Origin of the sequence: Novosphingobium oxfordense, assembly GCF_044029435.1 — a bacterium.
In the GTDB taxonomy this organism is placed as follows: domain Bacteria; phylum Pseudomonadota; class Alphaproteobacteria; order Sphingomonadales; family Sphingomonadaceae; genus Novosphingobium.
This window is the reverse complement of the sequence record NZ_CP147005.1, coordinates 2,557,180-2,582,528: the sequence shown is the minus strand read 5'-3', so window position 1 is coordinate 2,582,528 and position 25,349 is coordinate 2,557,180. Positions and strand designations below refer to the sequence as shown.

The window sequence follows — 25,349 nt, the reverse complement described above, 5'->3', positions numbered from 1 at the left end:
GGCCAATCACCGATAGTTGCCGGCGCAGAGGGGATCGGCGCCCAGCCCCCTTTCCACGGTCCGGCAGCCGGGCCCATCCACCTTTCGCGGGCCTCGCGCCGGCGCGTTCTTCACAGGGTCGTGGACAATTCGCTTTGCCCACCTGCGGCAAGCGTTTAAGGGCCACAGATGCACGGTTTTGTGATGACATTCCGGTGAACCTTCCAGCGTGAAATTCCTCAGCGCCATAGATCGATACATTCTCCGCCTGGTGGTGATGCCGATGTTCGGCATCTTCCTGCTGGCGGCCTCCTTGCTCGTGCTCGACAAGATGCTGCGGCTCTTCGACTTCGTGGCGACGGAGGGCGGGCCGGTGGGCGTCGTCTTCAAGATGCTGGCGAACCTGCTGCCCGAATATGCCAGCCTGGCGATTCCGCTGGGGCTGATGCTCGGCATCCTGCTGGCCTTCCGCAAGCTGGCCACTTCCAGCGAGCTGGACGTGATGCGCGCCGTCGGCCTCAGCTATACGCGGCTGCTGCGCGTGCCTTACATTCTGGCGATCCTGCTGGCGGGGGTGAATTTCGCCATCGTCGGCTATCTCCAGCCGCTGGCGCGGTACTACTACGAAGAGCTGAACTACGAGCTGAAGTCGGGCGCGCTCGGCGCCTCGATCAAGGTGGGTGAGTTCACCGCGCTGAAGGACCGTATCGCCCTTCGCATCGACGAGAGCAGGGACGATGGCCGCCGCCTGATCGGCATCTTCGCCCGCGTCGCCAACGACAAGGGGCAGGTGCTGTCGATCTCCGCGCGCGAGGGGCAGTTCCTTGCGCTGAAGGGCGCGCCGGACACGATCATCCTGCGGCTGGACAACGGCCAGATCATTCAGGACATGCCGGGCCGCGATCCGCGCGTGCTGACTTTCACGCGGCACGACCTGCCGATCGAGCTGCCGCAGGTGGAAAAGTTCCGCCAGCGCGGCGGGCAGGACCGCGAATACCTGCTGCCCGAACTGATGCGGCTGGGCTGGAACAAGGGCGTTCCCAAGGAGGAGCGCGTCTCCAGCCAGGCGAATTTCAACTACCGCATGGTCGAAGTGATCATGATGCTGCTGCTGCCCTTGCTGGCGGTGGCGCTGGCGATCCCGCCCAAGCGTTCCACGTCCGCGCTAGGCCTGTTCGTGTCGATCGTGATGGTGGTGGCCTATCACAAGGTCAACCAATACGCGGCCGACGTCGCCGCGCTCGGCAAGATGAACCCGATCCTGGGGCTCTGGGGGCCGTTCCTGGTGTTCGCGGCGCTGATCGTCTGGATGTACTGGCGCGTTGCCTACGTGCCGGGCGGCCAGCCGCTGGGGTGGCTAGAGAAGGGCGCGGACATCGTCGTCAAGCGGCTCAAGTCGCTGCTGAAGCGCCACCGGCAAGGCCCGATCCTGCCCGAACCTGCCTCCGACAGCGGGGCCTGACCTGGGATGCAGATGGAATTCTTCCCTTCGCGCACACTGACCTGGTATCTTGCGCGCCTGTTCGTCACGCGCATCTTCGCCGTGCTGCTGATGCTGGTGATGGTGCTGCAGGTGCTAGACCTGCTGGGTGAGAGCGGCGATATCCTTGCCTATCCCGGCAACGGGCAAGCGCAGCTGTTCTACTACGTCACCTTGCGGGTGCCGCAGCTGGTCGCCCGCTTCCTGCCCTATTCGGTGCTGCTGGCAACGATCATCACGCTGGCCACGCTGAATCAGAACAGTGAAGTCATCTCGATGAAGGCGGCGGGGCTTTCCGCGCATCAGGTGCTGGCGCCGCTGATCCTGGCCGCGCTGGTGATCTCCGTGGGAAGCTTCGCGTTCAACGAACGCGTGGTGACGCGCGCCTCTGCGATGCTCGATGCCTGGCAGGGGGTTAAGTACGGCCCGATTCCAAAGGATTCGGCGGCGAGGGCCAACCTCTACCTGGCCGACGGGCGCGACCTGATGATGGCGGGCAGCATGGACGGCACCGGCAACGACATCGTGCTGCACAATGTCACGTTCTATCGCCGCGACGACAACGGCATCATCACCGAAATGCTCCGGGCCGAGAACGCGCCTTTCGCCAATCCCGGCTGGCGCTTCGAAAATCCGGTGATGTTCGACGTGGCGAAAACGACGACGAGCCGCGTCGCCTCCGTCGTGGTGGCACCGGGAATCACGCCGGCGAAGATCATGATCTCCAAGGTCGATGCCGATTCGCAGAACATCTTCGAACTCAGCCGCTCGATCGAGGCGATGAAGGTGGCCGGCCGCCGCACCAGCGAGCTTGAGGCGGCGTGGTGGCACAAGATTTCCGGCCCGTTCTCCTCGGTGCTGATGCCGCTGCTGGGCGCGGTGACCGCGTTCGGCCTTGCCCGTTCGGGCCAGCTGCTGATCCGCGCCGTGATCGGCATGGCGCTGGGCTTCGCCTACTTCGTGCTGGACAATGCCGCGCTCGCCATGGGCAACTTCGGCGGCTACCCGCCGCTGATCGCGGCCTGGGCGCCCTTCGTGCTGTTCGCGCTGATCGGTGAGACGGTGCTGATCCGAACCGAGGAATAGGGCGGCACCATTCCAGCGCTGCGCTACGAAAAAGGGCCCCGCGTTCGCGAACGCGGGGCCCTTTTTGTTTGCCTGCGATGCCGCCCCTCAATGGGCCTGCATCGTGCTCTTCGCCAGCCGTTCCAGCAGCGGCATCAGGCCGGGATAGTTCGCCTTGGAATAGGTCGATCCCGAACCGAACTGCGCGGCCAGACGGCGGTGCGCCTCGGCCAGCGAGTGATAGGGCATCGAGGGAAGCAGGTGGTGCAGCGCGTGATAGCGCAGGCCCACCGGCGCCCAGAGTTCGGAGAACCGGGCCGGCGGCGGCACGTTCACCGAATCAAGGTACTGCGCGGTGACGGTCATCGGATCGCCGTCGTTCTCCCACAAGTGCGCCACCAGCGTGCGGACCTGGTTGAGGAAGGCGGTCAGCGACATGATGACCAGCGCGATGATCAGCGGGCGCCAGCCATAGGCATAGCTGGCCGCCAGCACCGCGATCGCCCAGACCGAGCAGCCCAGTTCCTGCCAGAACACCATCTGTGCGAACTTGCCTTCGGGCGGGCGGCGGCCGAACTGCGGGTTGATCGCGAGGGCGGAGGCGCGTTCCCACACCAGCTTGCGCAGCGGCGGGATCACCACGCCCAGCGGCACCAGCACGGCGGAGCGGATCAGCAGCGCCACCGGCAGCAGGATCGCAGTGAGCGCGAAGACCGGCAGGCTCCACGGCTTCATCAGCGCGAGGGGCAGGTATTCGGGATCCTCCACGGTGCCGTAGCGAGTGCGGGTGTGGTGGATCGTGTGCACGCCCTCATACATCAGGGAGGGGATCAGCATCGGAATGCCGACGATCAGGTTCCACACGAAGCGGAAGCCGGGCAGCGCATCGCGGTGGATGTGCGTCAGCTCGTGAATGAACAGCAGTGCGCGATAGAGCGCCAGCGCCGAAAGCAGGCCGCAGGCCACCGTGACCCAGGGGTTGCTCGCCAGGATGGCGCCGGCCAGCGCGGCGTAGCCCACGACGGTGGAGGCCAGCATGTCCGGCCAGTAGATTTCCGGGCGCGCGGTGGAAATGTCGCGCGTCAGCTCAACGGCGGCGCGCAGCATCTCCTTGTCGTCGGGGATTTCCGACGAGCGCACGTGTCCCGCCACTTCACGTGGTGCAGCGGGGGACAGGGTGGTGGCATCCTGGGCAATCATACGTCTGGTTCCATAGTCTCCGGGCATAAATCCGGCCGGGTACGGGTTTTGCGAGCGCCTGCGTCCTGCATCTGCTTGACAAGGTGGCGGGTGCGGCCGCAGGTCGCGATCCTGATAGTCCCCATAATGCGGAACAAAGGCAGGATCGTGGCCAAAGCCGAACTAGTCATCACACCCGTTTCCAGCAAGGCCGACAGGAACGCCTTTGTCGATTACGCTTATCGGCACAATGCGTCAGATCAAAACTGGGTGCCCAACCTGCGCTCGGAAGAAGTCTCCAAGTTCACCCCCGGCAAGAACCCGTTCTGGGATCACGCCCGCGGCCAGCTTTTCCTGGCCAAGCGCGGGGATGAGGTTGTGGGCCGCATATCGGCGCACATCGATGAACTGGCGCTGAAACAGCCGCTGGAGCAGGGCATGGGCCCGGGCACCGGCAACTGGGGCGCGATCGAGGCGGAGGACGAGGATGTCGCCAAGGCGCTGATCGCCGCGGCCGAGGACTGGCTGCGCGGCCAGGGCATGACCCGCGTGCTGGCGCCGATGAACCTGTCCGTCTGGGAAGAGCCGGGCCTGCAGGTGCGCGGTTTCGACCATGCGCCGATGGTGATGATGGCCCACCACGACGCGGCCTACCAGCCGTGGATCGAAAGCTCCGGCTATGAGCGGGTGAAGACGCTCTATACCTACGATCTGGACGTATCGAAGCAGTTCCCGCCGCTGGTCCAGCGCATCGTCTCCTCGGGCGAGAAGAACGCCAAGATCCGCATCCGCGAAGTCGATCCCAAGCGCTTCGACGAGGAAGCGGCGCTGATCTGCGACATTCTGAACGATGCCTGGTCGGACAACTGGGGCTTCGTGCCCTTCACCGAGAAGGAAATCGAATATACCGGGAAGGCGCTGAAGCCGCTGGTCCACCCCAGCCTGATCCGCATCGCGGAGTATGAGGGCGAGCCGGTAGCCTTCATGATGACCTGGCCCGATCTCAACCAGGCACAGAAGCGGTTCAACGGGCCCAAGGGCAAGCCGGGCATTTTCGGCCTGATCAAGCTGCTGCTGTGGCTGCGCAAGCCGAACCCGGCGGACATGCGCGTGCCGCTGATGGGCGTGCGCAAGAAGCTGCAATCCTCGCGCCTGGCCAGCCAGTTGGCCTTCATGATGATCGAATACATCCGCCGTTCCGCCACCGCCAAGTTCGGTGCCAAGCGCGGTGAGATCGGCTGGATCCTGGACGACAACCAGGGGATGGTCGCCATCGCCGACGCCATCGACAGCAAGATCAACCGCGAATACGCGGTCTACGAAAAGGCGCTTTGAGTTGGGGGCGGGGCGTCGGCCCCGCCTCACTCGCACTTTCCCCGGGCCTTTCCGCGCGCCTCCGTCCACGCGCGCCTGTCTTTGGGCTCTTTCCGCCCGTTACTGCTTACTTAACACTCGTCGCCCCCGCGAAGGCGGGGGCCCCGCTTACTTGCGCCACAGCGCGACCGTCGTCCGAAGGAAGCGGGATCCCCGCCTTCGCGGGGATGACGGAATGATTGTTTGCGGCCGACTGTCTGAGCCATGGATCGTTGACGCCGCAGGTCCGCACGCAGACTCCATTTCTTAATCGCTCGCCCTCTAGGCTTCGCGCCGATGAAGGAATGGGGGCGCGCGATGAAATATCGATCCTGGCTGATCGTACCCGGTAACAACGAAAAACGGCTCGGCATGACGCAAGGCGTCGGTGCCGACGTGGTGGTGGTGGACCTGTCGGACACCATCCCGCGCGAAGGGCGGGAGATCGGCTGCCGCCTTGCCGCGCAATGGCTGGCCGCCGGGCGCTCGGTGGGGATGACCCGGCCGATGGCGCGCTGGGTGCGGATCAACAGCTTCGAATCGGGCCTGTGGCGAGAGGATCTGGCGGCAGTGATGCCCTCCGCCCCGGAAGGGGTGATCCTGCCGCGGGCCACCGGGCCGGACGCGGTGCGCGAACTCGCCAGCGAGATCTACAGTCACGAGGAACGCAACGGCATCGCCGCCGGCGCGACCCGGATCATGCCTATCGCGGGCGAGACGGCCACTGCTGCCCTGCAGATACCCAGCTACCTCGAATCGGCGCACCAGCGGCTGGACGGGCTGGCCTGGAGCGCGGCGGGTTTGGGCGCGGCGCTGGGCGTGCGCCTCCGCCGCGACGGGCAGGGCGGCTGGAACGATCCCGCCGGCTTCGTGCGTGCGCAAGTCCTGCTCACCGCGCATGCCGGCGGCATCCGCGCCGTGGAAGCCCCGTTCGAACGGTTCGAGGATGAAGTCGGGCTGGAACGCGCCGCGCTGCGGGCCCGTGCCGATGGCTTTACCGGCATGTTCGCCGTCCACCCCGCTCAGGTCGCGGCGATCAACCGCGCCTTTGCGCCGCCGGCCGATGAACTGGACGAGGCGCGGGAGGTGGTTGCCGCCTTTGCCGCCAGCCCGCATCTCGGCTCGCTGGCGGTGGGCGGCCGCATGGTGGACCGGGCGGATCTTGCGTTGGCGCAGCACGTGTTGGCGCAGGCCGAACGGACCGTCGGCGCCGGGATGGCGCTGGGCGGTGTTGGCGCCGAAGACGTGCGCCGAAGCGTTATTCTCCGGCCGGCTTGACCGTGTCGATGCCCGATGCAGCCTCGACATCGGCGGCAGCCGCCGCTGCCGCGTCCGCATCGGCGTCGACCGCCGCCTGGCTGGCGGAGGCTGCCGAGGCTCCACGGTGCGAAGGCGTGGCAGCCTCCGGCGCGGCGTGATCGTTCTGGGACCGCACGGTGTCGTAAGGCGGCATGTCGTCGGCTACCGAGCGCGGCAGCAACGCGGTGCCGCTGGCGGCCTTGTTGTCCGTGGCCTGCTGCTTGTTGCAGCCCGTGAGGGCGAGCGCCGCCAGCACGGGAAGCAGCATGGCGGAGGGGCGAAGCGGCAGGCTCATGCAGGCGTCTCCGAAGGGTTTTGCGGTGAGGCTGGAGGAGGGCAGGGCCGGTCCAGCGCGGACAGGAAGGCATCGGCGTGCGCCAGCATCGCCGCGTCCCAGCGGGCATAGTCGGTATCGTGGCCCAGCCGCTTCAGGCTGGTGACGCCGAATTCGTCGATCCCGCAGGGCACGATGCCAGTGAAGTGGCCAAGATCGGGATGAATGTTCACCGAAAAGCCGTGCATCGTCACCCACTTGCGGATGCGCACGCCGATCGCGCCGATCTTCGCCTCGCGCCCGTCCACATCCTTGGTCCAGATGCCGATGCGGCCTTCGCTGCGGAAGCTGTCCACGCCGAAGTCCTTCAGAGTGTCCATCACCCAGCCTTCCAGCCCATGGACGAAGCCGCGCGCGTCGCGGGCGCGCTTGCGCAAGTCCAGCAGGACGTAGCCGATGCGCTGGCCGGGGCCGTGATAGGTGTAGCGCCCGCCGCGCCCGGCCTCGACCACTTCGAAGCGCGGGTCCAGCAGTTCGTCCACCGCCGCACTGGTGCCGGCGGTGTAGACGGGGGGGTGTTCCAGCAGCCAGATCAGCTCGCGCGCCTCACCCGCGGCGATGGCGGCGTTGCGGGCGGTCATTTCCTCAAGGGCGGCGCGGTAGGGGACCGGTTCGGAGCTGATGCGCAGCTCGATATCACCGGCCAAAGTCGTAGGGAAAGTCATGTTGCGTTGCGTGGCGTCATTCCCTGCGGTTATCAAGCCACTTTGAGATGACCGCCCCATCGCGGCGGTGCCAGGAGCAGCAATGACGTTCGACAGCAACCGGGCCTGGAACGAGGCAAGCCGCGCGGTTTCGGCCAACAGGGAAGTGGTTCTCGCCATCGCGGGGGTCTTTTTCCTGCTGCCGCAGTTGATCTTCACGATCTTCTTCCCAGCCCCGGAAATGGGCACCGGCCTTAGCGAGCAGCAGGTGATGGACGCGGTCAGCGCCTACTACGCTTCGATTCTGCCGGTGATGATTCCGGTGGCGCTGTGTCAGGGGCTGGGCACGCTGTCGCTGCTCTGCCTGCTGGACACCGATCGCCGCCCCACGGTGGGAGAGGCGATCGGCGGCGGCCTGAAGGGGCTGGTGCCCTACCTGCTGGCGCAGATCGTCATGGGCTTCGCGTTGATGGTAATCGGCCTTGGCGTGGCGATGCTGTTTGGCACGATCGGCGGCACGGTGGGCGCGGTGGTCGGCCTTTTCATCGGCCTGTTCCTGGTGATTCCCGTGGGTGTGCGGCTGTCGCTGGTCGGCCCGGTGATCGCGGTGGACAAGCAGCGCAATCCGTTTTTCGCATTGGCCAGTTCCTGGCGGCTGACGCATGGGAACACGGCGCGGATCTTCGGCTTCTATGCGCTGCTGTTCCTGGCGATGATGGCGCTGCTGATCCTGGCCAATGTCGTGACCTTGCCGATCGCGCTGCTGGCGCCCAAGCACATCGCGACGCTGGCGGCATCGGCGATCGAATCGGTGCTGGGGGCGATCATGGCGCTCTATTTCGTGGCGGTGATCGGCCAGGTTCACCGCCAGCTTTCCGGCACTTCGGTAGAGACGCTGACCGGCCCGTTCGAGTGACGGGCCTATGCTGAGTACAAACAAAAAGGCCGGCGCGTGGGCGCCGGCCTTTTTGTTTTGCCGATGGCGGGACGTATCAGTCCTCGTCCTTCCAGCCCCACCACATGAAGCAGGGGGGAACGTTGATCGGCTCGATCGCGTCGTCGATACGCTTGAAGTGGCGCGCCATGAAGCTCTTGGCCTTGGGCGTGAACTGGTAGACCAGGAACGCGCCGCCCTTGCGGATCACGCGGTAGGTGGCGGCGGCGATGGCCGGGCCGACACCGTCGGGCAGGGTGGAGAACGGCAGGCCCGAAAGCACGTAGTCCGCCTTTTCATGACCGTGCGCGCGCACGATCTCTTCCACGTCCGCTGCCGAGCCGAGCACCGGGATGAACCGGCTGTCGGTGATGGTGCGGCGCAGATAGTCGATGAACAGCGGGTTCGTGTCGATCACGATCAGCTGCGCGTCACGGCTCAGGCGATCCAGCACCGGGCGGCAGAAGGTGCCGACACCGGGGCCGTATTCGACGAAGAGCTTGGTGTTCGCCCAGTCGACGGGCGCCAGCATGCGATTGATCGTGAAGCGCGACGAGGGGACGATCGAACCGACCATCACCGGGTTGCGCAGAAATCCTTCGATGAACACGCCCCACGGTCCGAGGCTGTGCTTGATCTTTCGCTTGATTCGCTGGGGGAGCGCCTCTCGGGCAAGCTCGGTACTGGTCATGCTGGCGAAGACTCTCGCGTTGTTGTCGTCCTGCGAAGGGCGAAGGCGTGGCAGATCGGGATGTACATTGCAAGCAAGGCGCGGTGCAATGTTGCAGAGCGATTACAGAATTTCGTGGACCTTTTCCATGGGGCGGCACAGGCGCACGCCCTTGTCCGTCTCCACCAGGGGGCGTTCGATCAGGATCGGTTCGGCGGCCATGGCGGCCAGCACGGTGGCGTCATCGGCCGCAGGCAGGCCGCGTTCCTCGGCATCGGTGCCCCTGATGCGCAGGCCCTGCTGCGGGGTGAGGCCGGCATCCTTGTAGAGCTGCGCCAGCTTTTCGGCGCTGGGCGGGGTCTTCAGATATTCGATCACCGTGACCTCCACACCGGGGGTCTCTTCCAGCACGGCCAGCGTCTTGCGCGAGGTGCCGCACTTGGGATTGTGCCAGATGGTCGCCTTCATGGGCTGTTCCTTATCGTTCGGATGAAGTGGAGTTCAGCGCCGGAACCGCGCGGGCGGCATCCTGCGGGGCGATGCCGGGGGCAGGCGCGGCGCTGATGGTTTCCTCGCGCCGCATCACCCGCCCGGCGCGCTGCACGGCGGCGAGCAGGCGCGGCTGCACGCCGCAGCGGCAGAGGTTCGGGATGGCCGCGCCGATCTCGGCCTCGCTGGGGTTGGCGTTACGCGCCAGCAGCGCGGCGGCGGACATGACGATGCCGGGCGTGCAGAAGCCGCACTGGATCGCCTGTTCGGCCACCATGGCCTGCTGCACCGGGTGCGAACGGTCCTGCGACAGCCCCTCGATCGTGGTGACGAAGCGCCCCTCGCACTCGCCCAGGGTGACGAGACAGGACCGCAGCGCGGCGCCATCGACGATGACCGAGCAGGCCCCGCAATCGCCAGTCCCGCAGCCGTACTTGGTGCCGGTGAGGTTGGCACCTTCGCGCAGGGCCCAGAGCAGCGGTGTCTGCGGATCCATGCGGATCTCGACCGGGTGGTCGTTGAGGGTCAGGCGCGCCATCGGCTTTCCTTAACCATGGTGCGGGCCGGATTCCAGCCTGCGAACAATGGCCTGTCCACGATCACATGGGGATCGATCATGCGAAGCCGGTGGCAAGGGCACGGGCCCAGTCCTCACGCCTGGCGGCGGAGGCATCGTCGGCGGCCGCCTGCCAGTCGTAGGCGACGGGGATCAGTTCGGCGCTCCAGCCTTCCGCCCCGCGTTCGATCACGGCGTAGCGCGCGTGCGGCGTGCCGCTCTCCATTACATGTGCGAAGGGATGATCGTCGGCATAAGCGGGCAGGCCGACCGAGCCGGGATTGACCACTTGTCGCCCATCGGCAAGCCGCAAATGGCGCGGCAAATGGGTGTGGCCGCACAGGATCATCGGTGCATCGATGCCGGAGAGGCGCGCGGCCACTTCGTCTTCGCGCGCCGGGCGGCAGCCTTCGGGCTCGACCGTTTCCAGCAGGTATTCGAGGTCCGATGCCGGAGAGCCGTGGCAGGCATAGAGATCGTGTTCCAGCCACAGCGTTTCGGGCAGGGCCGCCAGCCATTCGAGATGCCGGGGCTCCAGCCGTCCGATCGTCGCGGCATCGGAAAGCCCCATCCGCTCGGTCGGAAGGTTCAGCAACTGCCGCTCGTGATTGCCGCGAATCGTTTCGAGGTTCAGCGCCATCAGCCGATCCGCCGTGCCCACCGGATCGAGCGGACCGCTGAGGATATCGCCCAGATTGACGATCCGCCCGATCCCGCGCCGCTCCGCATCCGCCAGCACCGCGTCCAGCGCGCGCACGTTGCCGTGGATGTCGGAGAGCACGGCGATCTGCATCAGAGCATGACCTTCACGCCCGCCCAGACGGTGCGCGGCACGCCAAGGTCCATCGATCTGGCCTGGTTGCGCGTCACCACCGTCTCGTCCGTCAGGTTCTCGCCTCGCAGCACCAGCGAGACGGGGCCGGCGACGGGCACCTGCACATAGGCGTCGAGCGTGGTGGCGGCGGGCAGCACGTACTGCTCCAGATCGTCCTCATACTGCGCGCCGGTGTGGCTGACCGTTGCCGCAAAGCGCCAGCCCTCGCGCGGCAGCCAGGCCACGGTGCCGCTGGCGACCAGCTTGGGCACTTGCGACGGGCGCATCCCGTCCAGCGCCTTGCCTGCCGCGTCCACCTTGGAATCGGTCCACGCCAGCGATCCGTCCAGCCGCACGGTGCCCAGATTCAGCGCGGCGCTCGCCTCGATGCCTTTCGCGCGGATGGCGTCCACGTTCTGGCGCTGCTGCACATTGGTGGCGACGGTGACGTTGGCGATGGCGTCCTTCAGCCGGTTGTCGAATGCGGTGAGAGAGAGCGTCAGCGGCACAATCGGCGTCACGTCGATCCCCGCCTCATACCCGCGCAGGCGTTCGGGCTTCAGGTTCGGGTTGGCGTTGGTGGTCACGGGGAACACCACATAGGGCCGGTAAAGCTCGTTCAGCGTCGGCAGGCGCATGCCGGTATAGGCGGCGGCGCGCAGGCTGATCGCTTGCGTGGCCTTCCACACGATCCCGCCGCGCGCATTGCCTTCCCAGCCGGAACGGTTCGCATAGGCATCGTCCTGCGTCGTTACGCCGGCGGGCGAGACGGAGGTGTAGAAGCCGTTGCGGATCGTCCAGCGGTCCGCCCGGCCGCCGGCGGTGAGCACCAGATTGCCCAGCGTCCAGTCGTCCTGAACATAGAAACCAAGGTCGGACTGGTCGCCGCCCGCGCGGCGCGTGGCGGTGGCGAGGCCGGTGACGGTCGAATAGGGCATTTCCAGCAAGTGGCCCGAAGACAGCTTCACGTCGGTGCCGATGCGCAGAACATGGTCGCTGCCCACCGGTGGACGCAGTTCGGCCTTGCCGCCGATCGCCGTGGTCGGCGTGCGGTGCTGGTCCAGCGTCTTCTTGTAGTTGGTGGAACTGATCACGATGTTCGAGAAGTCCTGCGCCTGGACATAGCCCAGCACGTCGAACTGCCATGCCCCCCGGCCGACGAAACGCAGCGAGGCCTGCTGGCCTTCGGACGTCGAATCGGCGCCCTTGAAGCGCAAGGTGCGCGAATCGTCATAGGCCATCACGGCGGCCTGCACTTCGACATCGCCGGAGATCGGCGCGACCGCGCGCAAGCTGCCCGAAAGCGTCTCGAACGCGGCGCGGGCGGAGGCCGCGACGCGCTGGTCCTTCGGCGTCGTCCAGAAGCCGTCACCCCGATCCCACTGTACGCTGGCGATCAGGAAGCCGCTGCCCAGCTTCGGCGCGGCGGTCAGCGAGGCCTGCGTCTCGCCCCGATCGTCGACCAGCGCAGTGCCTTGCAGCGTGCCGATCTGGTCCGGCCCGGCGCTCACCATTTCGATGGTGCCGGCCACCGCGCCCGATCCGAATGCGCCCGAACCGCCGCCGCGCGTCACGCGGACCGATCCGATCCGTTCCGGCGCGATGGCGCTATAGGGGATGTAGCCGAAGAACGGGTTGGCCACCGGCACTCCGTCCAGCAGCACCAGCGTACGGCTGGCGGCATTGCCGCCCAGTGCGCGTAAGTTCGCCCCCTGCGCGGAAGGGTTGGCAGAGCGGCTGTCCGACCGGCGGAACTGCGAAAAGCTGGCGACGGAGGAGAGCACGTCCTCGATCCGCCCCGATGCGCTGGCCGTGATCGCGTCGCGGTCGATGATCTGCACATCGTAGGCGGGCGTAGCCGGGCCGTCGTCCAGCCCGTGGCCAGTGACGATGATGGGACTTGCGGGCTCGTCGGCCAGTGCCGGCGTCGCGCAGGCGGCGGTGGCGAGCAGGGCGAAGCGAATCGGGCGGCGCATCCGGTCAGGCTGCCGCGATGGTCAGGACGAGCGACTCCAGCCCTTCCACGCTGCCTTCCAGCCGATCCCCCGGCACGATCGGGCCGACGCCGGCGGGGGTGCCGGTATAGATCAGGTCGCCCGGCGCCAGATGGTACATGCGCGACAGGTCTGCGATCAGTTCGGGGATCGACCAGATCATCTCGTCCAGCGGCGCGTCCTGCTTCACGGTGCCGTTCTGCGACAGCGCGATGCGCTGCGCGGCAGGCATGCCGAAATCGGAGGCGCGGGTAATCGGGGCGATGATCGCGCCGTTCTCGAAATCCTTGCCGGTGTCCCAGGGATAGCCCTTGGCCTTGGACGCGTTCTGCAGGTCGCGCCGGGTCAGGTCGATGCCGCAGGCATAGCCGTAGACAAGGCCCATCGCCGCGTCGGTGGAGACCTCGAATCCCTCACCGCCCAGGGCGACGACGAGTTCCATCTCGTAATGGCAGTCCTTCGTGCCGGGCGGATAAGGGATCGTCGCCGGGGCTTCCGCGCTGGTGTTGCAGAGCGCGGCGGGGGCCTTGTTGAACCAGATCGGCGCCTCGCGGTCCACGGCGTTGCCCAGTTCGCGGGCATGGGCGGCATAGTTGCGGCCGACGCAGAAGATGCGGCGCACGGGATAGCGCGCGCTCTCGCCGATGACGGGAACGCTGGGCACTTCGGGCAATTGGAACAGCAGGGTCACGACCTTTATCACTCCCTCGATTTCGCCATCGCATAGAGCGCCCGGACCGGCGCGAAAAGCGGTAAGGCCCGGTTTGGCCGCTTGCCGTCGCGTCTCAAGCGCTTACATTCGCAGTGTGACCGAGAAACAATACCTTGCCGGGAGGTTGCTGCTGGCGATGCCCGGCATGTTCGACCCCCGCTTCGAACGCACGGTAAGCGTGATGTGCGTGCATGACGAGAACGGCGCGCTGGGCATCGGCATCGGCCGGCTGCGCGACGGCGTTCGCTTCCACGATATCCTTGAAGAACTCGATATCGATCCGGGCCAGGCCCCGAATTGCGAAGTGCATGAGGGTGGCCCGGTGGAGCCCGGACGCGGATTCATCCTCCATTCCACCGATTGGGGCGGCACGGATACCTTGCAGGTCCACCCGCTCTGCGCGCTCTCCGCCTCGATGGACGTGCTGCGCGCGATTGCCGAAGGGCGAGGGCCCAAGCGCTGGCTGATGGCGCTGGGCTATGCCGGCTGGGGCGCCGGCCAGTTGGAAGGCGAGATGCGCCACCACGGCTGGTACGCCGCCGATCCGCATCCGGAAATCCTGTTCGACACCCCGGTCGACGCCCGCTGGAGCGCGACGTGGCGGGCCGAGGGGATCGATCCGTCGCTGTTGGCGAGTGAGACGGGCCGGGCTTAGAGGCCGGCCGTCTTGCGACCCTCCGCCCAAACATAATATCCCGTCATCCCCGCGAAGGCGGGGATCCCGCTTGTTCTTCGATACACAGCGCTACGGTTCAAGAAAGCGGGGCCCCCGCCTTCGCGGGGGCGACGAGGTTTTAGCGGATAGGCCGACTGCCGTCCTGAATCGCGCGCAAGTCTTCCGGCCGATCCACGTCCAGCAGGATCGCCGGATCATCCACCTCGACGAATGCCACGTCGGCGCGAGAGCGCAGCAGCCGTCCGGCACCTTCGTCTCCGCTCAAACTGGCGATCTCGGGAAAGAGCCGTGCCGAAAGCAGCGCCGGATGCCCCGGCCGCCCCTGATGACGAGGCAGGGCGGCGACCGAATCTGCGATCCGCCCAAACAGAACCGCTGCCACGCCAAGCGGCACGCGCGGCATGTCGCCGAGGAAGACGAACACGCCCTCAGATCCCGCAGCGGCTGCGATCCCGGCCTTGAGCGATTGCGACAGCGCCTCGCTCTCGATCCGCACCACCTCGACAGGCGGGCCATCCGGCCATTCGCCGACATCGAGCCCCGGCCGTGCCACCACGATCACCCGGGAGACCGGCGCCGCACGGGCAGCACGGATGGCGTGGAACAGCAGCGGTTCGCCATCGAGCAGGGCGGAAAGCTTGTCGCTGCCGAACCGGCTGGCGCGCCCGGCCGCCAGCACCAGCGCGGCGTAGGTCACGCCCGCTCCGCCGCCGGGTTCATCGCCTGCATGATCTGGGCGATAATGCCGGTCGCCACCTCGAACGGCGATTTGCCTAGCCCGATCACGCCGGGCGAGAGGTGCAGCGGCGCCAGTTCGTCCTCGCTCGCACCGAGTGCGCGCAGGGCGGCCATCCGCCCCTCGGTCCGCGATTTCGCGCCGATCATGCCTACCCACGCCGCCCCGCCGCGCAGGGCTGAGAGGCAGCCGCCAAGGTCGTGGTGATCCTCATGCGTGGCGCCGAGGTAGGCGGTCCAGCGATCGATGCCGAGTTCGGCCACGGCGTCCGTGGGCCGGGCCCGGATGTAGCGGGCAAGCGGGAAGGGCGGGGGAGAGGCCGGGCCGTCCGGCCGCACCAGCACCGTCTCGAACCGCGCCAGCGCGCCCAATTGCGCTGCCGCCAGCGCCCCCGGATCGCCTCCGGAAACGATCAGTCGGCGCGGGGGATCGAAGCGGCGGGTGAGCGAGAAGGGCTCGGCTGTCGTTTCCAGCAGCGGGCCGTCATCGCCGGTAACGCGGCGGGTCGTACCGTCGCTGTGCCAGCGGCAGGGGCGGCGCGCGGCGGCGTGGCGCAGGAGGTCGGCGACGGCGGGGCAATCGGCCGGCACGCGCTCCACCATCACATAGAGCGCACCGCCGCAGCGCAGGCGGATATCGATCCACGGGCTGCCCTGGCCGTAGTGGAGCTGGCGGGGGCGGCCGTCGGCAAGCACTTGCGCGGCGTGGTGGGCCACGTCGCCCTCTATGCAGTCGCCCGAGAAATAGCCGCTCGCCTCGATCGAGCCGTCCGCCAATGCCGTGAACAGCATCTGCGCGCCCGGCCCACGCGGGGCGCTGCCTTCGACGCGGTGGAGCGTGGCGAGGGCGCAAGGCTGGCCAGCGGCGCGCGCGGCGGCGAGAGGCGCGCGGATATCGTCGATCCAGCCGAACAGCGGCCAGTCCGCATTCGCGATCTCGCCGATGATGTCGGCCCCTACCATGTTAGAAGATGGCCATTTCAGAGCACGGCCATGTCAGCCCGCCGTGACGCGGGCCTCGGTCAGGTGAACACCCCGGTCCCCCAGTACCGGCGCGATCACCAGCCGGTGCAGGATCGGCGCGATCTCCTCCGGCGGCATCTGCGGGCCATGGCCCAGCCACCAGGCGAGGATATCGAAGGTGGCGCCGGTGCCGTGGACCACGCCCAGATCGGCCGGCAGCCATTGCACCGGCTCGTCCACCTGTTCGACAAGGCCGCGGGCCTGGCGGATGAATTCGTCCCGCACGATGGCGGCGGCGCCGCCGGCCAGCAGGGCGGACCACAGGCCCCGATGCCCATCGACATAGCGGCACAGGGCCAGTGTGGATTCGAAGCTGTTGGTGTCGTGCAGCACCGGCAGGGTCATCGCCAGCAGTTCGGCGATTTCTTCCGAGGCGACGTCGCCCAGCAGCGCTTCCTTGGTGGGATAGTGCCGGAAGAAGGTGGCATAGCCGATCCCGGCATGGGCGGCGATTTCGCGGATGGTGATCTGGTCGAACGGGCGTTCTTCCAGCAGCGCCAACATGGTTGCGTTCAGCGCCTTGCGCGAACGCACTTGCCGCGCATCGGTAGGCGCGTCTTTCCTGAACCCCGCGAGATGACCATCCATGACAAACCCGTAACACCCCGTTGCGGCGGTGTCTAATTATCGCCCGCGCTGGGCGGGCACCGCCATCAACCTTCGCCGATGCGATCCGAAAACAGCAGGCGGCCGCCGGAAAGGTGGATCAGCGCCTCGTTGAAATCTTCAGGGCTCATCGCGAAGCAGCCTTCGCTGCGGCCGATCTTGCCCCACTTGGAGATCATCGCGGCATCGACGTACCACGCCGGGTGCATGACGATGGCGCGTTCCAGCGCGGCGGAGTTGTCCGTGTCCATGCCCTTGAGGCGGATCGAGGTGCCGTACTTGCCCTGATACCATTCGCAGGTGAGGAAGGCCCCGCGCGATGTGGCTTCGGATCCGGGCAGGTTGGAGAAGCTTTGCAGCCAGCCGCTGTGCATCGGATCCGATCCGCGCCCGTGGGCGAGCAGGAACGATCGCACCGTGCCGTTTTCCAGATTGGCGAAATGCAGGCGCGGCTTCCACGATGGCTGCGCGAAATCGGCGATGCCGACCAGATCGGTGCGCCAGAGCGAAGGCCGCACCCGTTCCACCTGCCGCGCGGCAACGTCGAGAATCCGGCGCTCGTAAGGCGTGCGCACGAAAGGCGTCACGCCGTATCCGGCCGTTGCGTTACCTGCCGCCGCGTTACCTGAAGTGTTCCCTGCTGCCAGCACGCGGGCGGGAAGCGCGAGAGTTGCCCCCGCCGCCAGTCCGCCCATGAGGACAGCACGCCGACCCAACGTGTGTTCCATCCTCGTAGATTAACCGATTTCGGTTAACGGCGCCATATGTCGCACTCTGTCGGACTACGGAGGAAAGTCAGGTTATCGCACGTGATGAACGTCTTGTCGCTCTAACGCGAGTCGGTGAGGTTAACAGACTGAAAAACCAGCCAGAACGTCGGTGGAAAACTCGTCGGCCGGGAGCCTGTGGCTAACGCGGAATATGGTTCGCGCGGCGGCGCGGAGTCACAGAGAAGAAAAGAGAAATGGGGCGTGCGAAGGCGCAATGGCGCAAGAGAGTCGCCCTTGCGCCATTGCGCGATTTCCTTGGGGTTTCACCGCGCCTCCGCGCGAATTGGAAGCGGCTTTCGGCGGCGGCATTCCGCCGCCGAAGGCTGCAATCAGGCCACCACCTTCAGCGGCTTGTGCTGGTGCTGCTGGATCCACTCTTCCACCACGGGGGCAATGCGCTTGCGCCACTTGCTGCCGTTGAAGATGCCGTAGTGGCCGACGTTTTCGGCCAGCAGATAGCGCTTGCGGTCTTCCGGCAGGTTGTTGGCCAGATGCAGCGCCGCCTTGGTCTGGCCGATGCCGGAGATATCGTCGCGCTCACCCTCGACGGCCAGCAACGCGGTATCGCGGATCGCGCCCAGGTCGATGCGCTCGCCGCGATGGACGAACTCGCCCTTCGGCAGGGAATGCTTCTGGAACACGTGCTCCACAGTCTGGAGGTAGTACTCGGCGGTCATGTCGCAGACGGCGCGGTATTCATCGTAGAACGCCTTGGTGGCCGCCGCGCCCTCGTCGTCGCCTTCGACCAAGTGTTTGAACATGCCGTAATGGCTCATCACGTGGTTGCCGAGGTTCATCGCCATGAAGCCCGCAAGCTGCAGGAAGCCGGGATAGACCTTGCGGCCGCCGCCCGGGTAGGTCAGCGGCACGGTGGCGACGACATTGTGTTCGAACCACGAAAGCGGCTGGTTCATGGCAACATCGTTGACGCTGGTGGGTGCCTCACGCGTGTCGATCGGGCCGCCCATCATGGTCAGCGTGGCGGGGCGGCAGGGGTTGCCCTGCTTGCCCATGATCGCCGCCGCCGCGAAAGCCGGGACGGAGGGCTGGCACACCGCCAGCATGTGCGTGCTGGGGCCGATGTGCTCCAGAAACGCGATCAGGTAGTCGATATAGTCGTCCAGATCGAAGCGACCGGCGCTCTGCGGCACTAGCTTCGCATCGGCCCAGTCGGTGATGTAGACCTCGCAGCTTTCCACCATGCGCGCCACGGTGCCGCGCAGAAGGGTGGCGAAGTGGCCGCTCATCGGTGCCACGATCAGCAGCTTGGGCGCGTTCTTGGGCAGGCCCGGATGATCGAAGCGCAGCAGGTTGCCATAGGGGCGGTGCATGACGATCGCCTCGGTAACGGGGTAGGTCTTGCCGCCCACCGTCACTTCCTCGATATCGAAATCAGGCTTGCCGCGCGCCATCGTCGCATGGGCGAAGACGTCCAGCGCAGAGGCCATGACCGGGCCGAATCCGAAGTAGCCGAACGGCATCGCCGGATTCGTCAGCATCTCCGCGCCGACCGATGCCCAGGCGGCGGCGCCGCTCAGCATGGTGCGCTGCAGTTCGTAGGCGTTGTAAAGCAAGCGAATTTCTCCTGCGCGACGTTCCTGACGGCCTCTAAAGGGCCGTTCTTTCCCGGATTCTCGGGCATCATGTGGGCCTCTCCGGGCGATTGTGCAATGCGGCAATGGTCCTTGTCACTTTTTGCGACAGACTATTCTGGCGATTGCGCTGTCCGGAACATCCACCGCCATCCCGGTGCGGCGGGCCTTTTCCCGGAGCCTGCAACGCGATAATGCGCAACGCCATGCAAGCCGATGTGGAACAGAGCGAGGCGCAGGAAATCGGCGCCGCGATACAGGATGGCCGGGCCGGGGACGGCGTCCAGGACAGCCGGGGGACTCGGCGCAAGAGCCTGAGCGCGCTCGGCATGGTCTGGCGGGAGCTGTTTCATTATCCCGGCCGCATGGCGATTGCCGGCGCCGCGCTGGTGACCACGGCCACCTCCACCCTCGCGATTCCCTACGGTTTCCGCCAGATCGTGGATCAGGGCTTTGCGCAAGGGGCCGATCCTTCGGCGATCCGCTGGTGGTTCGCGATGCTGATGGGCGTCGTCACCGTGCTCTCCATCGCCACCGCGATCCGGTTCTACTCGGTCTCTTGGCTGGGCGAGCGCGTCGTCGCCGACATTCGCCTGCGGGTGCAGCGCCACCTCGTCACCCTGTCGCCCAGCTTCTTCGAGGAGAACAGCCCGAAGGAGATCGCCTCGCGCATGACCGCGGATACCGCGATCATCGAAACGGTGGTGGGCACCACCGTCTCCGTCGCGCTGCGCAATGCGATCATGGCGGTGGGCGGCGTGATCTACCTGTTCATGCTGGCCCCGCACCTGACGCTGGGGCTGGTGATCGCGATTCCCGTGGTGATCCTGCCGATCGCCGCCTTCGGCCGGCGCCTGCGCGCGGTCGCCCGCTCCAGCCAGGACCGCGTGGCGGATATCGGCGCGATGACCAGCGAAGTCTTCGGCGCGCTGCGCGTGGTGCAGGCCTTCAACCAGGAAGGCCACGAAATGACGCGCTTTGCCGGCGCGGTGGAGCGCACTTTCGAGACCGGCAAACGCCGCATCGTCATCCGCGCGGCGATGACCGCGGTGATCATGTTCCTGATCTTCAGCTCGATCACCGTAATCCTCTGGCGCGGCGCCATCGGCGTGGCGGAACATACGATCACCGGCGGTACCATCGCCGCTTTCGTGGTGACGGCGGGCATCGTTGCCGGCGCTTTCGGTTCCTTGACAGAGGTTTACGGCGATCTGGTGCGCGGGGCAGGGGCGGCCAGCCGCCTTGCCGAACTGCTGGGCGAGCGCCCCGCGATCTCCCCGCCGGCACGCCCGCAAGTGCTGCCGCAGCCGGCGCGGGGCAAGATCGCCTTCGAACGCGTGACGTTCCGCTATCCCGCGCGGCCGGACGCCGCTGCGCTCCACGACTTCAGCCTGACGGTGGAGCCGGGCGAGACGGTGGCGATCGTCGGCCCCTCCGGCGCCGGCAAGTCCACGCTGTTCCAACTGGCGGAGCGATTCTACGACCCGCAGAGCGGCGTGGTGAAGATCGACGGCGTGCAGCTGACTTCCGCCGATCCGTCCGAAGTGCGCCGCCGCATCGCGCTCGTGCCGCAGGAAGGCGTGCTGTTTGCCGCCTCCGCGCGCGACAACTTGCTCTATGGCAACCCGAACGCCGATGACGCGGCAATCTGGGAAGCGGCCCGCGCCGCCAATGCCGAGCAGTTCCTGCGCGCGCTGCCGGATGAGCTCGACACCTTCCTGGGCGAAGACGGCGCGCGCCTTTCCGGCGGCCAGCGCCAACGTCTGGCGATTGCCCGCGCCTTGCTGCGTGAGGCGCCGATCCTGCTGCTGGACGAAGCGACCAGCGCGCTCGACGCCGAAAGCGAGCGGCTGGTGCAGGACGCGCTGGACCGGCTGATGGCCAGCCGCACCACGCTCGTCATCGCCCACCGCCTGGCCACCGTGCGGCAGGCGGACCGGATCATCGTGATGGACGGTGGCCGCATCGTCGAGGAAGGCAATCATGAAAGCCTGACCCGCGCCGGTGGTCTCTATGCGCGGCTGGCGGCCCTGCAGTTCGACATGGTGACCGGATCCGTTTGAAAATGCCCATGGGGGCATTTTCTCGTTCCATCGCAATCGACGAACGGCTGACAGGTCCCGACGAACTGCATCAGGGGGCTGGCGTTGCCAGCGCTGGCAATTATGTTGCGCCGAGTGACGGGTCGTCCTGGCCCGGGCATGTTTCATGCGTGTTACCAAATTCGGAAAGGCTTCCTGATGCCTCGCACCCTTTTCAGGGCGCTCGCCACCACGGCGCTCGTCTCTGCAACCGTTCTTTCGGCCCCGGCTTTCGCCCAGCAGGCGGCTCCCGCAGCCGCCGCCGCGACGACGAACCCGATGGAAGTCGATCCCGCCAAGGTCTCGTGGGGCGGCGCCGGCATCCAGACGCAGTGGCAGGACAAGTCGGTGAAGCCGGGTGACGATTTCGACCGCTTCGTCAGCGGCAAGTGGTCGGACGCGGTGGTGCTGCCCAGCGATCGCACCAACTGGGGCTCTTTCACCGCGCTGCGCGACCTTTCCGAACAGCGCCTGCACGGCATCATGGACGAACTGCTCGCCTCGAACCCGGCGCCGGGCAGCGATGCCGCGCGCGTGGCCGATGCCTACCGCGCCTTCATGGATGTGGACGCGATCAACAAGGCCGGCCTCGCTCCCGCCCAGCCGTTCCTCCAGCGCATCTATGCGGCGCAGACGCCCAATGACCTGATGAAGCTGTTCGCCTCGCCGGGCTATTCCTCGCCGCTGGGCGCCTACATTTCGCCCGACGCCAAGGCCAGCGACGTCAACGCCTTCCAGGTCGGCATGGGCGGCCTGGGCCTGCCGGACCGCGACTATTACCTGAAGAGCGACGCCCGTTCGCAGGAAATCCGCGCCAAGTACCTGGATTACCTGACCTTCCTGCTCGGCAAGGCCGGCTACACGGACCCCGCCGCCTCGGCCAAGGCCGTGCTCTCGCTGGAAACCCGTCTGGCGCAGGCCGACTGGGACCGCGCCGCCAGCCGCAACCCGGACCTCACCTACAACAAGCTGTCGCTGGCGGAGTTCGAAGGGCTGGCCTCGCCCGGCCTGATGAAGACGTTCATCGATACCATGGGCGCCAGCAAGGCCGGCTACGTGCTGGTCGATGAGATGCCGCCCTCGGCCGAAGAGTTGAAGGATGCCCGCATCGATGCGGCGCAGGCAGCTGCCTGGTTCGGCGGCGGCGTGCCGGAAGCGGCCAAGCTGATCGAAAGCGTGCCGGTCGCCACTTGGCAGGCCTGGCTGGCCGCGCAGTTCCTGCGCACCCACGCCTCCGTCCTGCCCACCGATATCGACGATGCCAACTTCGCCTTCTACGGCAAGGTGATGAGCGGCCAGCCCGAACAGCGCGCCCGCTGGAAGCGCGGGATTGCGGCGGTCGAAGGCATGTCGGGCGAACTGCTCGGCAAGATCTACGCCGAAAAGTACTATCCGCCGGAAGCCAAGGCGGCGATGGAATCGCTGGTCGGCAACTTGCGCAAGGCGATGGCTGCGAACCTTTCCGACCTGTCGTGGATGGGCCCCGAAACCCGCAAGGCCGCCGTCGCCAAGCTGGACGCCTTCACGCCCAAGATCGGCATGCCGGCGAAGTTCAAGGAATACGAAGGGCTGGCCTTCTCGGCCACCGATCCGCTGGGCAACACGATGGCCGCGGAAACCTGGGCCAATGGCGATCAGATGCGCCGCCTGGGCCAGCCGGTGGACCGCGCCGAATGGTTCATGCTGCCGCAGACGATCAACGCCTACTACAACCCCTCGTTCAACGAGATCGTCTTCCCCGCCGCGATCCTGCAGCCGCCGTTCTTCAACGTCTCGGCCGATCCGGCGGTGAACTACGGCGCGATCGGCGCGGTGATCGGCCACGAAATGGGCCACGGCTTCGACGATCAGGGCGCCAAGTTCGATGGCCAGGGCAACCTGCGCGACTGGTGGACCTCGGCCGACAAGGCCAACTTCCAGAAGCTGCAGGACCGCCTGGAAGCGCAGTACAACAGCTTCTGCCCGTTCGACGACGGCAAGACCTGCGTGAACGGCAAGCTGACCATGGGTGAGAACATCGGCGACCTTGGCGGCCTCAGCCTCGCCTACCGCGCCTACAAGCTTTCGCTGAACGGCAAGGAAGCCCCGGTGATCGATGGCCTGACCGGCGACCAGCGCTTCTTCATGGCCTGGGCGCAAGTCTGGCGCAGCAAGTACCGCGAAGAAGCCGTGCGCCAGCAGCTGAAGACCGACCCGCACTCGCCCGCGCACTACCGCATCAACGGCCTCGTCCGTAACTTCGACGAATGGTACAAGGCCTTCGACGTGAAGCCGGGCGACAAGCTCTACCAGGCCCCCGCAGACCGCGTGCGCATCTGGTGATGTAGTGCCGGTGATCCGGTTTGAGTGATCAGAGGCGGCCCGATCCGGAATTGTCCGGGTCGGGCCGCTTCGGTTTTTGGGGATGTGGTGTAAGCACATCGATCGAAATTATGAGGGGATGCCGACGTATTAGGTTTATGGTCGGCCGATGGAATAGCTTTCCGCAGCATTCGTGTCTTGTTGGCGGGAAGTGTAAAAATATCCATAAGGGAGATAGGGTGGGTTTTGCATCAATTTTGGATGTTCGAATTTATTGCCTCCGTAATACGCGAAGTGTAGTTCGGTCCCCTCGGGGGGTAAAATGACGTTAGCAATATTTCGCGACATCGGCTGCGCAGTGATCGCTGCGATGGTTTTTGGTGGCTCGATTGCGCACGCCAATGTTCTGCCAGAATCGACAAAATCTGCTCCTAGTGATGCGCAAACGGTTCTGGCTGCAGACCGGGAAGAGGGTCTGACAGGACCGCTTCCCGATCTTGCCGTGGCAACCGGTGACCTCGGTTACGAAGGCAAATATGTCGTCTTTCACAAATTAGGTGTGACTGAGCCAAAGGCGGAAGAGGATTTGCGTTTTTGCTGGCGCTTTCTTCCGCATGGCATGATGCGTGAAACGCCTTCCTTCGTAGCCTGGCGGCAGCATGAAAAAGCGCGGCCTGTCGATTATAGCTTTGGCATGTACGGTTTGATTGGTGCGGGCATGGGCGCCATCATAAAGGGGCCGCTTGAGCGCAGCATTCGGCAGATGCGGTTCTACAGTTGCATGCTTCCGCGCGGATATGTCCGATATCGAACTTCGGAAGCGGTGTGGACGAGGCTTAACGACGACGATCATCCCGAGCGGTCGATACTGTTGCAGGCGCGCATCGCAGCCGGCCCCGTTCCACCGACTGAGAAAGTGCTCAAATAGTGATGCGTACGCTTATCACCTTTCTGGCATTCGCGGCGCTTTCGCTTTGCTACCAACCCGCGTGCGCCAAATCGAACGACTATGTTCGGATGATTGAGGCGGGTGAGCCCATCAATATTGCGTCCGACAAGGCCTATGCCCTTGTTCGGCTTCAGTCCCGTTTGAAACTGTTCAACATCATAGTCATGCGCATCCCGTCCGGTGATGAAATGGCGGGATATGAAGCGGCTAAGAGCGCTGCATACGCTAAATCGGGCAGAAAGGCCGGGAGATCTGATAAATTCGACTTTACTTATGACGGTGTGCCGAATCTTTTCAGCGTGCCTTTCAAGCGAGAACTGATGGAATTGTCTGATGGCAGAATGGTTCTAGCTGAGCTGCCTGCGGGAGAATATATACTGTATGGCGAAGGCTTTAGTGGATTTTTGGTCCAATGCTTTTGTCTGGGCACGGTTCGGTTTACGCTGAAGCCCGGCGTTGTGACTGACCTGGGCACAATTGCTTTGGATTATGCATGGTCACCCGCGACAATCCCGGAGCTTGTCCCGGTCAGTGGACAAGGAGTTGCCGCCAAGATGGACTATGCCGTGATGGCGGTGGGACTGCGTCCTACTCGGGAAGGGGATGTGCTGCCTCCCGGTCTTATCCATTCGCGGATTGAAATCGCTGGCTTTCACGCCGTTGGTCCCTTCGTCGATAGTGAGACACAGCTGATTTCACAGCTCGCTCCGGTCGCTGGCGTTCTGGCTTACGATAATGGTCAAGTTGTAGATGTAGCGACGGGAAAGGTGTTGTCAGAAAATGAATAACGGCGATGAGTATGGGGAGTGATCTGGGCGGATTGCTCGGCAGGCTGGAAATATTGCATGTTGGATCGCATGGTCGATGTTGTCCTTCCAGAAAGGAGCAGTTCGTGCGACTGCGACGGGTGTACCTTCGCTGACATGCCGACTTAGCCGTTTCCCAGATGGAGCGTTTGATCTCTCGCTTTGAGCCGTCGGAAGGGCATATCCGCGTACTTGGTTATACCTGCCTCTCTGGGCGGTGGTCACCTGCCAGTCTTCAGTCACATTCCGTCAAAATACGGCCAACCGCGTTTTTCCAGCGATTATAGAGGCTCGCTTCCATCGCGCCG

General features: G+C 65.6%; 24 protein-coding genes. 10 read left to right on the top strand and 14 right to left on the bottom strand.

Annotation, left to right across the window (positions count from 1 at the left end; genetic code table 11):
- Positions 1-208 precede the first annotated feature (208 nt).
- Both lptF and lptG read left to right on the top strand, forming a co-directional pair.
- Positions 209-1,441 (top strand): LPS export ABC transporter permease LptF, encoded by a 1,233-nt coding sequence (lptF, locus tag WBP07_RS11950; RefSeq protein ID WP_395391267.1) that lies wholly within the window; start codon positions 209-211, stop codon positions 1,439-1,441.
- Between the two features lie 6 nt (positions 1,442-1,447).
- Positions 1,448-2,545: an LPS export ABC transporter permease LptG gene (gene lptG / locus WBP07_RS11945; RefSeq protein ID WP_395391266.1), complete on the top strand. Its 1,098-nt coding sequence runs from the start codon at positions 1,448-1,450 to the stop codon at positions 2,543-2,545.
- A gap of 87 nt (positions 2,546-2,632) precedes the next feature.
- Here lptG and WBP07_RS11940 read toward each other — a convergent pair whose 3' ends face one another.
- Positions 2,633-3,724 (bottom strand): fatty acid desaturase family protein, encoded by a 1,092-nt coding sequence (locus tag WBP07_RS11940; protein WP_395391265.1) that lies wholly within the window; start codon positions 3,722-3,724, stop codon positions 2,633-2,635.
- A gap of 147 nt (positions 3,725-3,871) precedes the next feature.
- Between WBP07_RS11940 and WBP07_RS11935 the strand changes: the two genes are divergently transcribed.
- Positions 3,872-5,038, top strand: coding sequence for an N-acetyltransferase (locus tag WBP07_RS11935; RefSeq protein WP_395391264.1), 1,167 nt, complete (start codon positions 3,872-3,874; stop codon positions 5,036-5,038).
- 336 nt (positions 5,039-5,374) lie between these two features.
- Positions 5,375-6,334: an HpcH/HpaI aldolase/citrate lyase family protein gene (locus WBP07_RS11930; protein WP_395391263.1), complete on the top strand. Its 960-nt coding sequence runs from the start codon at positions 5,375-5,377 to the stop codon at positions 6,332-6,334.
- On the opposite strand, the gene WBP07_RS11925 is transcribed toward WBP07_RS11930, so the two are convergent.
- Together WBP07_RS11925 and lipB are read right to left on the bottom strand one after the other, a co-directional pair.
- The gene (locus tag WBP07_RS11925; RefSeq protein WP_395391262.1) at positions 6,315-6,650 is read right to left on the bottom strand and encodes a hypothetical protein; all 336 of its coding nucleotides are present in this window, start codon (positions 6,648-6,650) and stop codon (positions 6,315-6,317) included. The two genes, WBP07_RS11930 and WBP07_RS11925, sit on opposite strands and share 20 nt — an antisense overlap.
- Positions 6,647-7,354 (bottom strand): lipoyl(octanoyl) transferase LipB, encoded by a 708-nt coding sequence (gene lipB, locus WBP07_RS11920; RefSeq protein ID WP_395391261.1) that lies wholly within the window; start codon positions 7,352-7,354, stop codon positions 6,647-6,649. The genes WBP07_RS11925 and lipB overlap by 4 nt, the downstream gene beginning before the upstream one ends.
- Positions 7,355-7,436: 82 nt before the next feature.
- Here lipB and WBP07_RS11915 point away from each other — a divergent pair, with 82 nt between their 5' ends.
- On the top strand, positions 7,437-8,249 hold the full coding sequence (locus tag WBP07_RS11915) for a hypothetical protein (RefSeq protein ID WP_395391260.1): 813 nt from the start codon (positions 7,437-7,439) through the stop codon (positions 8,247-8,249).
- 76 nt (positions 8,250-8,325) lie between these two features.
- Here WBP07_RS11915 and WBP07_RS11910 read toward each other — a convergent pair whose 3' ends face one another.
- The 6 genes from WBP07_RS11910 to WBP07_RS11885 form a co-directional block, all read right to left on the bottom strand.
- Positions 8,326-8,958, bottom strand: a complete 633-nt coding sequence (locus WBP07_RS11910) for a class I SAM-dependent methyltransferase (RefSeq protein WP_395328240.1) — start codon at positions 8,956-8,958, stop codon at positions 8,326-8,328.
- Between the two features lie 102 nt (positions 8,959-9,060).
- Positions 9,061-9,405 carry an arsenate reductase family protein gene (locus tag WBP07_RS11905; RefSeq protein ID WP_395391259.1) on the bottom strand — a complete coding sequence of 115 codons (345 nt, stop codon included), beginning with the start codon at positions 9,403-9,405 and terminating at the stop codon, positions 9,061-9,063.
- A gap of 10 nt (positions 9,406-9,415) precedes the next feature.
- Positions 9,416-9,964, bottom strand: coding sequence for a (2Fe-2S)-binding protein (locus tag WBP07_RS11900; protein ID WP_395391258.1), 549 nt, complete (start codon positions 9,962-9,964; stop codon positions 9,416-9,418).
- A gap of 76 nt (positions 9,965-10,040) precedes the next feature.
- A complete protein-coding gene (locus WBP07_RS11895) occupies positions 10,041-10,775 on the bottom strand; it encodes a metallophosphoesterase family protein (protein WP_395391257.1) in 735 nt (244 codons plus the stop codon).
- Positions 10,775-12,772, bottom strand: a complete 1,998-nt coding sequence (locus WBP07_RS11890) for a TonB-dependent receptor (RefSeq protein WP_395391256.1) — start codon at positions 12,770-12,772, stop codon at positions 10,775-10,777. Before WBP07_RS11890 ends, WBP07_RS11895 begins: the two co-directional genes overlap by 1 nt.
- 4 nt (positions 12,773-12,776) lie before the next feature.
- A complete protein-coding gene (locus tag WBP07_RS11885) occupies positions 12,777-13,481 on the bottom strand; it encodes a fumarylacetoacetate hydrolase family protein (RefSeq protein WP_395391255.1) in 705 nt (234 codons plus the stop codon).
- Between the two features lie 166 nt (positions 13,482-13,647).
- Between WBP07_RS11885 and WBP07_RS11880 the strand changes: the two genes are divergently transcribed.
- The gene (locus WBP07_RS11880) at positions 13,648-14,157 is read left to right on the top strand and encodes a YqgE/AlgH family protein (protein WP_395395785.1); all 510 of its coding nucleotides are present in this window, start codon (positions 13,648-13,650) and stop codon (positions 14,155-14,157) included.
- A 139-nt stretch (positions 14,158-14,296) separates the two neighbouring features.
- Here the strand turns inward: WBP07_RS11880 and WBP07_RS11875 are convergent, their stop codons facing one another.
- The 5 genes from WBP07_RS11875 to WBP07_RS11855 form a co-directional block, all read right to left on the bottom strand.
- Complete coding sequence (locus WBP07_RS11875; protein ID WP_395391254.1) at positions 14,297-14,875, bottom strand: NTP transferase domain-containing protein; 579 nt, start codon at positions 14,873-14,875, stop codon at positions 14,297-14,299.
- Positions 14,872-15,876, bottom strand: a complete 1,005-nt coding sequence (locus tag WBP07_RS11870) for an XdhC family protein (protein WP_395391253.1) — start codon at positions 15,874-15,876, stop codon at positions 14,872-14,874. Before WBP07_RS11870 ends, WBP07_RS11875 begins: the two co-directional genes overlap by 4 nt.
- 33 nt (positions 15,877-15,909) lie before the next feature.
- Positions 15,910-16,524 (bottom strand): TetR/AcrR family transcriptional regulator, encoded by a 615-nt coding sequence (locus WBP07_RS11865; protein ID WP_395391252.1) that lies wholly within the window; start codon positions 16,522-16,524, stop codon positions 15,910-15,912.
- Positions 16,525-16,589: 65 nt separating this feature from the next.
- A complete protein-coding gene (locus tag WBP07_RS11860; RefSeq protein WP_395391251.1) occupies positions 16,590-17,270 on the bottom strand; it encodes a murein L,D-transpeptidase catalytic domain-containing protein in 681 nt (226 codons plus the stop codon).
- A gap of 371 nt (positions 17,271-17,641) precedes the next feature.
- On the bottom strand, positions 17,642-18,886 hold the full coding sequence (locus tag WBP07_RS11855) for a polyhydroxyalkanoate depolymerase (protein ID WP_395391250.1): 1,245 nt from the start codon (positions 18,884-18,886) through the stop codon (positions 17,642-17,644).
- A 347-nt stretch (positions 18,887-19,233) separates the two neighbouring features.
- Between WBP07_RS11855 and WBP07_RS11850 the strand changes: the two genes are divergently transcribed.
- The 4 genes from WBP07_RS11850 (at position 19,234) to WBP07_RS11835 (ending at position 25,023) form a co-directional block, all read left to right on the top strand.
- Positions 19,234-20,967 (top strand): ABC transporter transmembrane domain-containing protein, encoded by a 1,734-nt coding sequence (locus tag WBP07_RS11850; protein WP_395395784.1) that lies wholly within the window; start codon positions 19,234-19,236, stop codon positions 20,965-20,967.
- Between the two features lie 177 nt (positions 20,968-21,144).
- On the top strand, positions 21,145-23,307 hold the full coding sequence (locus tag WBP07_RS11845; protein WP_395391249.1) for a M13 family metallopeptidase: 2,163 nt from the start codon (positions 21,145-21,147) through the stop codon (positions 23,305-23,307).
- 301 nt (positions 23,308-23,608) lie between these two features.
- Positions 23,609-24,214 carry a hypothetical protein gene (locus tag WBP07_RS11840; protein ID WP_395391248.1) on the top strand — a complete coding sequence of 202 codons (606 nt, stop codon included), beginning with the start codon at positions 23,609-23,611 and terminating at the stop codon, positions 24,212-24,214.
- A gap of 2 nt (positions 24,215-24,216) precedes the next feature.
- Complete coding sequence (locus WBP07_RS11835; RefSeq protein ID WP_395391247.1) at positions 24,217-25,023, top strand: hypothetical protein; 807 nt, start codon at positions 24,217-24,219, stop codon at positions 25,021-25,023.
- Positions 25,024-25,349 lie beyond the last annotated feature (326 nt).

Bases quoted from the DNA above. Each gene is read 5' to 3' on its own strand.
- lptG (WP_395391266.1), top strand. From the start codon at position 1,448: ATGCAGATGGAATTCTTCCCTTCGCGCACACTGACCTGGTATCTTGCG.
- WBP07_RS11940 (WP_395391265.1), bottom strand. From the start codon at position 3,724: ATGATTGCCCAGGATGCCACCACCCTGTCCCCCGCTGCACCACGTGAA.
- WBP07_RS11930 (WP_395391263.1), top strand. From the start codon at position 5,375: ATGAAATATCGATCCTGGCTGATCGTACCCGGTAACAACGAAAAACGG.
- WBP07_RS11925 (WP_395391262.1), bottom strand. From the start codon at position 6,650: ATGAGCCTGCCGCTTCGCCCCTCCGCCATGCTGCTTCCCGTGCTGGCG.
- lipB (WP_395391261.1), bottom strand. From the start codon at position 7,354: ATGACTTTCCCTACGACTTTGGCCGGTGATATCGAGCTGCGCATCAGC.
- WBP07_RS11915 (WP_395391260.1), top strand. From the start codon at position 7,437: ATGACGTTCGACAGCAACCGGGCCTGGAACGAGGCAAGCCGCGCGGTT.
- WBP07_RS11910 (WP_395328240.1), bottom strand. From the start codon at position 8,958: ATGACCAGTACCGAGCTTGCCCGAGAGGCGCTCCCCCAGCGAATCAAG.
- WBP07_RS11905 (WP_395391259.1), bottom strand. From the start codon at position 9,405: ATGAAGGCGACCATCTGGCACAATCCCAAGTGCGGCACCTCGCGCAAG.
- WBP07_RS11900 (WP_395391258.1), bottom strand. From the start codon at position 9,964: ATGGCGCGCCTGACCCTCAACGACCACCCGGTCGAGATCCGCATGGAT.
- WBP07_RS11895 (WP_395391257.1), bottom strand. From the start codon at position 10,775: ATGCAGATCGCCGTGCTCTCCGACATCCACGGCAACGTGCGCGCGCTG.
- WBP07_RS11890 (WP_395391256.1), bottom strand. From the start codon at position 12,772: ATGCGCCGCCCGATTCGCTTCGCCCTGCTCGCCACCGCCGCCTGCGCG.
- WBP07_RS11880 (WP_395395785.1), top strand. From the start codon at position 13,648: ATGTTCGACCCCCGCTTCGAACGCACGGTAAGCGTGATGTGCGTGCAT.
- WBP07_RS11870 (WP_395391253.1), bottom strand. From the start codon at position 15,876: ATGGTAGGGGCCGACATCATCGGCGAGATCGCGAATGCGGACTGGCCG.
- WBP07_RS11865 (WP_395391252.1), bottom strand. From the start codon at position 16,524: ATGGATGGTCATCTCGCGGGGTTCAGGAAAGACGCGCCTACCGATGCG.
- WBP07_RS11860 (WP_395391251.1), bottom strand. From the start codon at position 17,270: ATGGAACACACGTTGGGTCGGCGTGCTGTCCTCATGGGCGGACTGGCG.
- WBP07_RS11850 (WP_395395784.1), top strand. From the start codon at position 19,234: ATGGTCTGGCGGGAGCTGTTTCATTATCCCGGCCGCATGGCGATTGCC.
- WBP07_RS11845 (WP_395391249.1), top strand. From the start codon at position 21,145: ATGCCTCGCACCCTTTTCAGGGCGCTCGCCACCACGGCGCTCGTCTCT.
- WBP07_RS11840 (WP_395391248.1), top strand. From the start codon at position 23,609: ATGACGTTAGCAATATTTCGCGACATCGGCTGCGCAGTGATCGCTGCG.
- WBP07_RS11835 (WP_395391247.1), top strand. From the start codon at position 24,217: ATGCGTACGCTTATCACCTTTCTGGCATTCGCGGCGCTTTCGCTTTGC.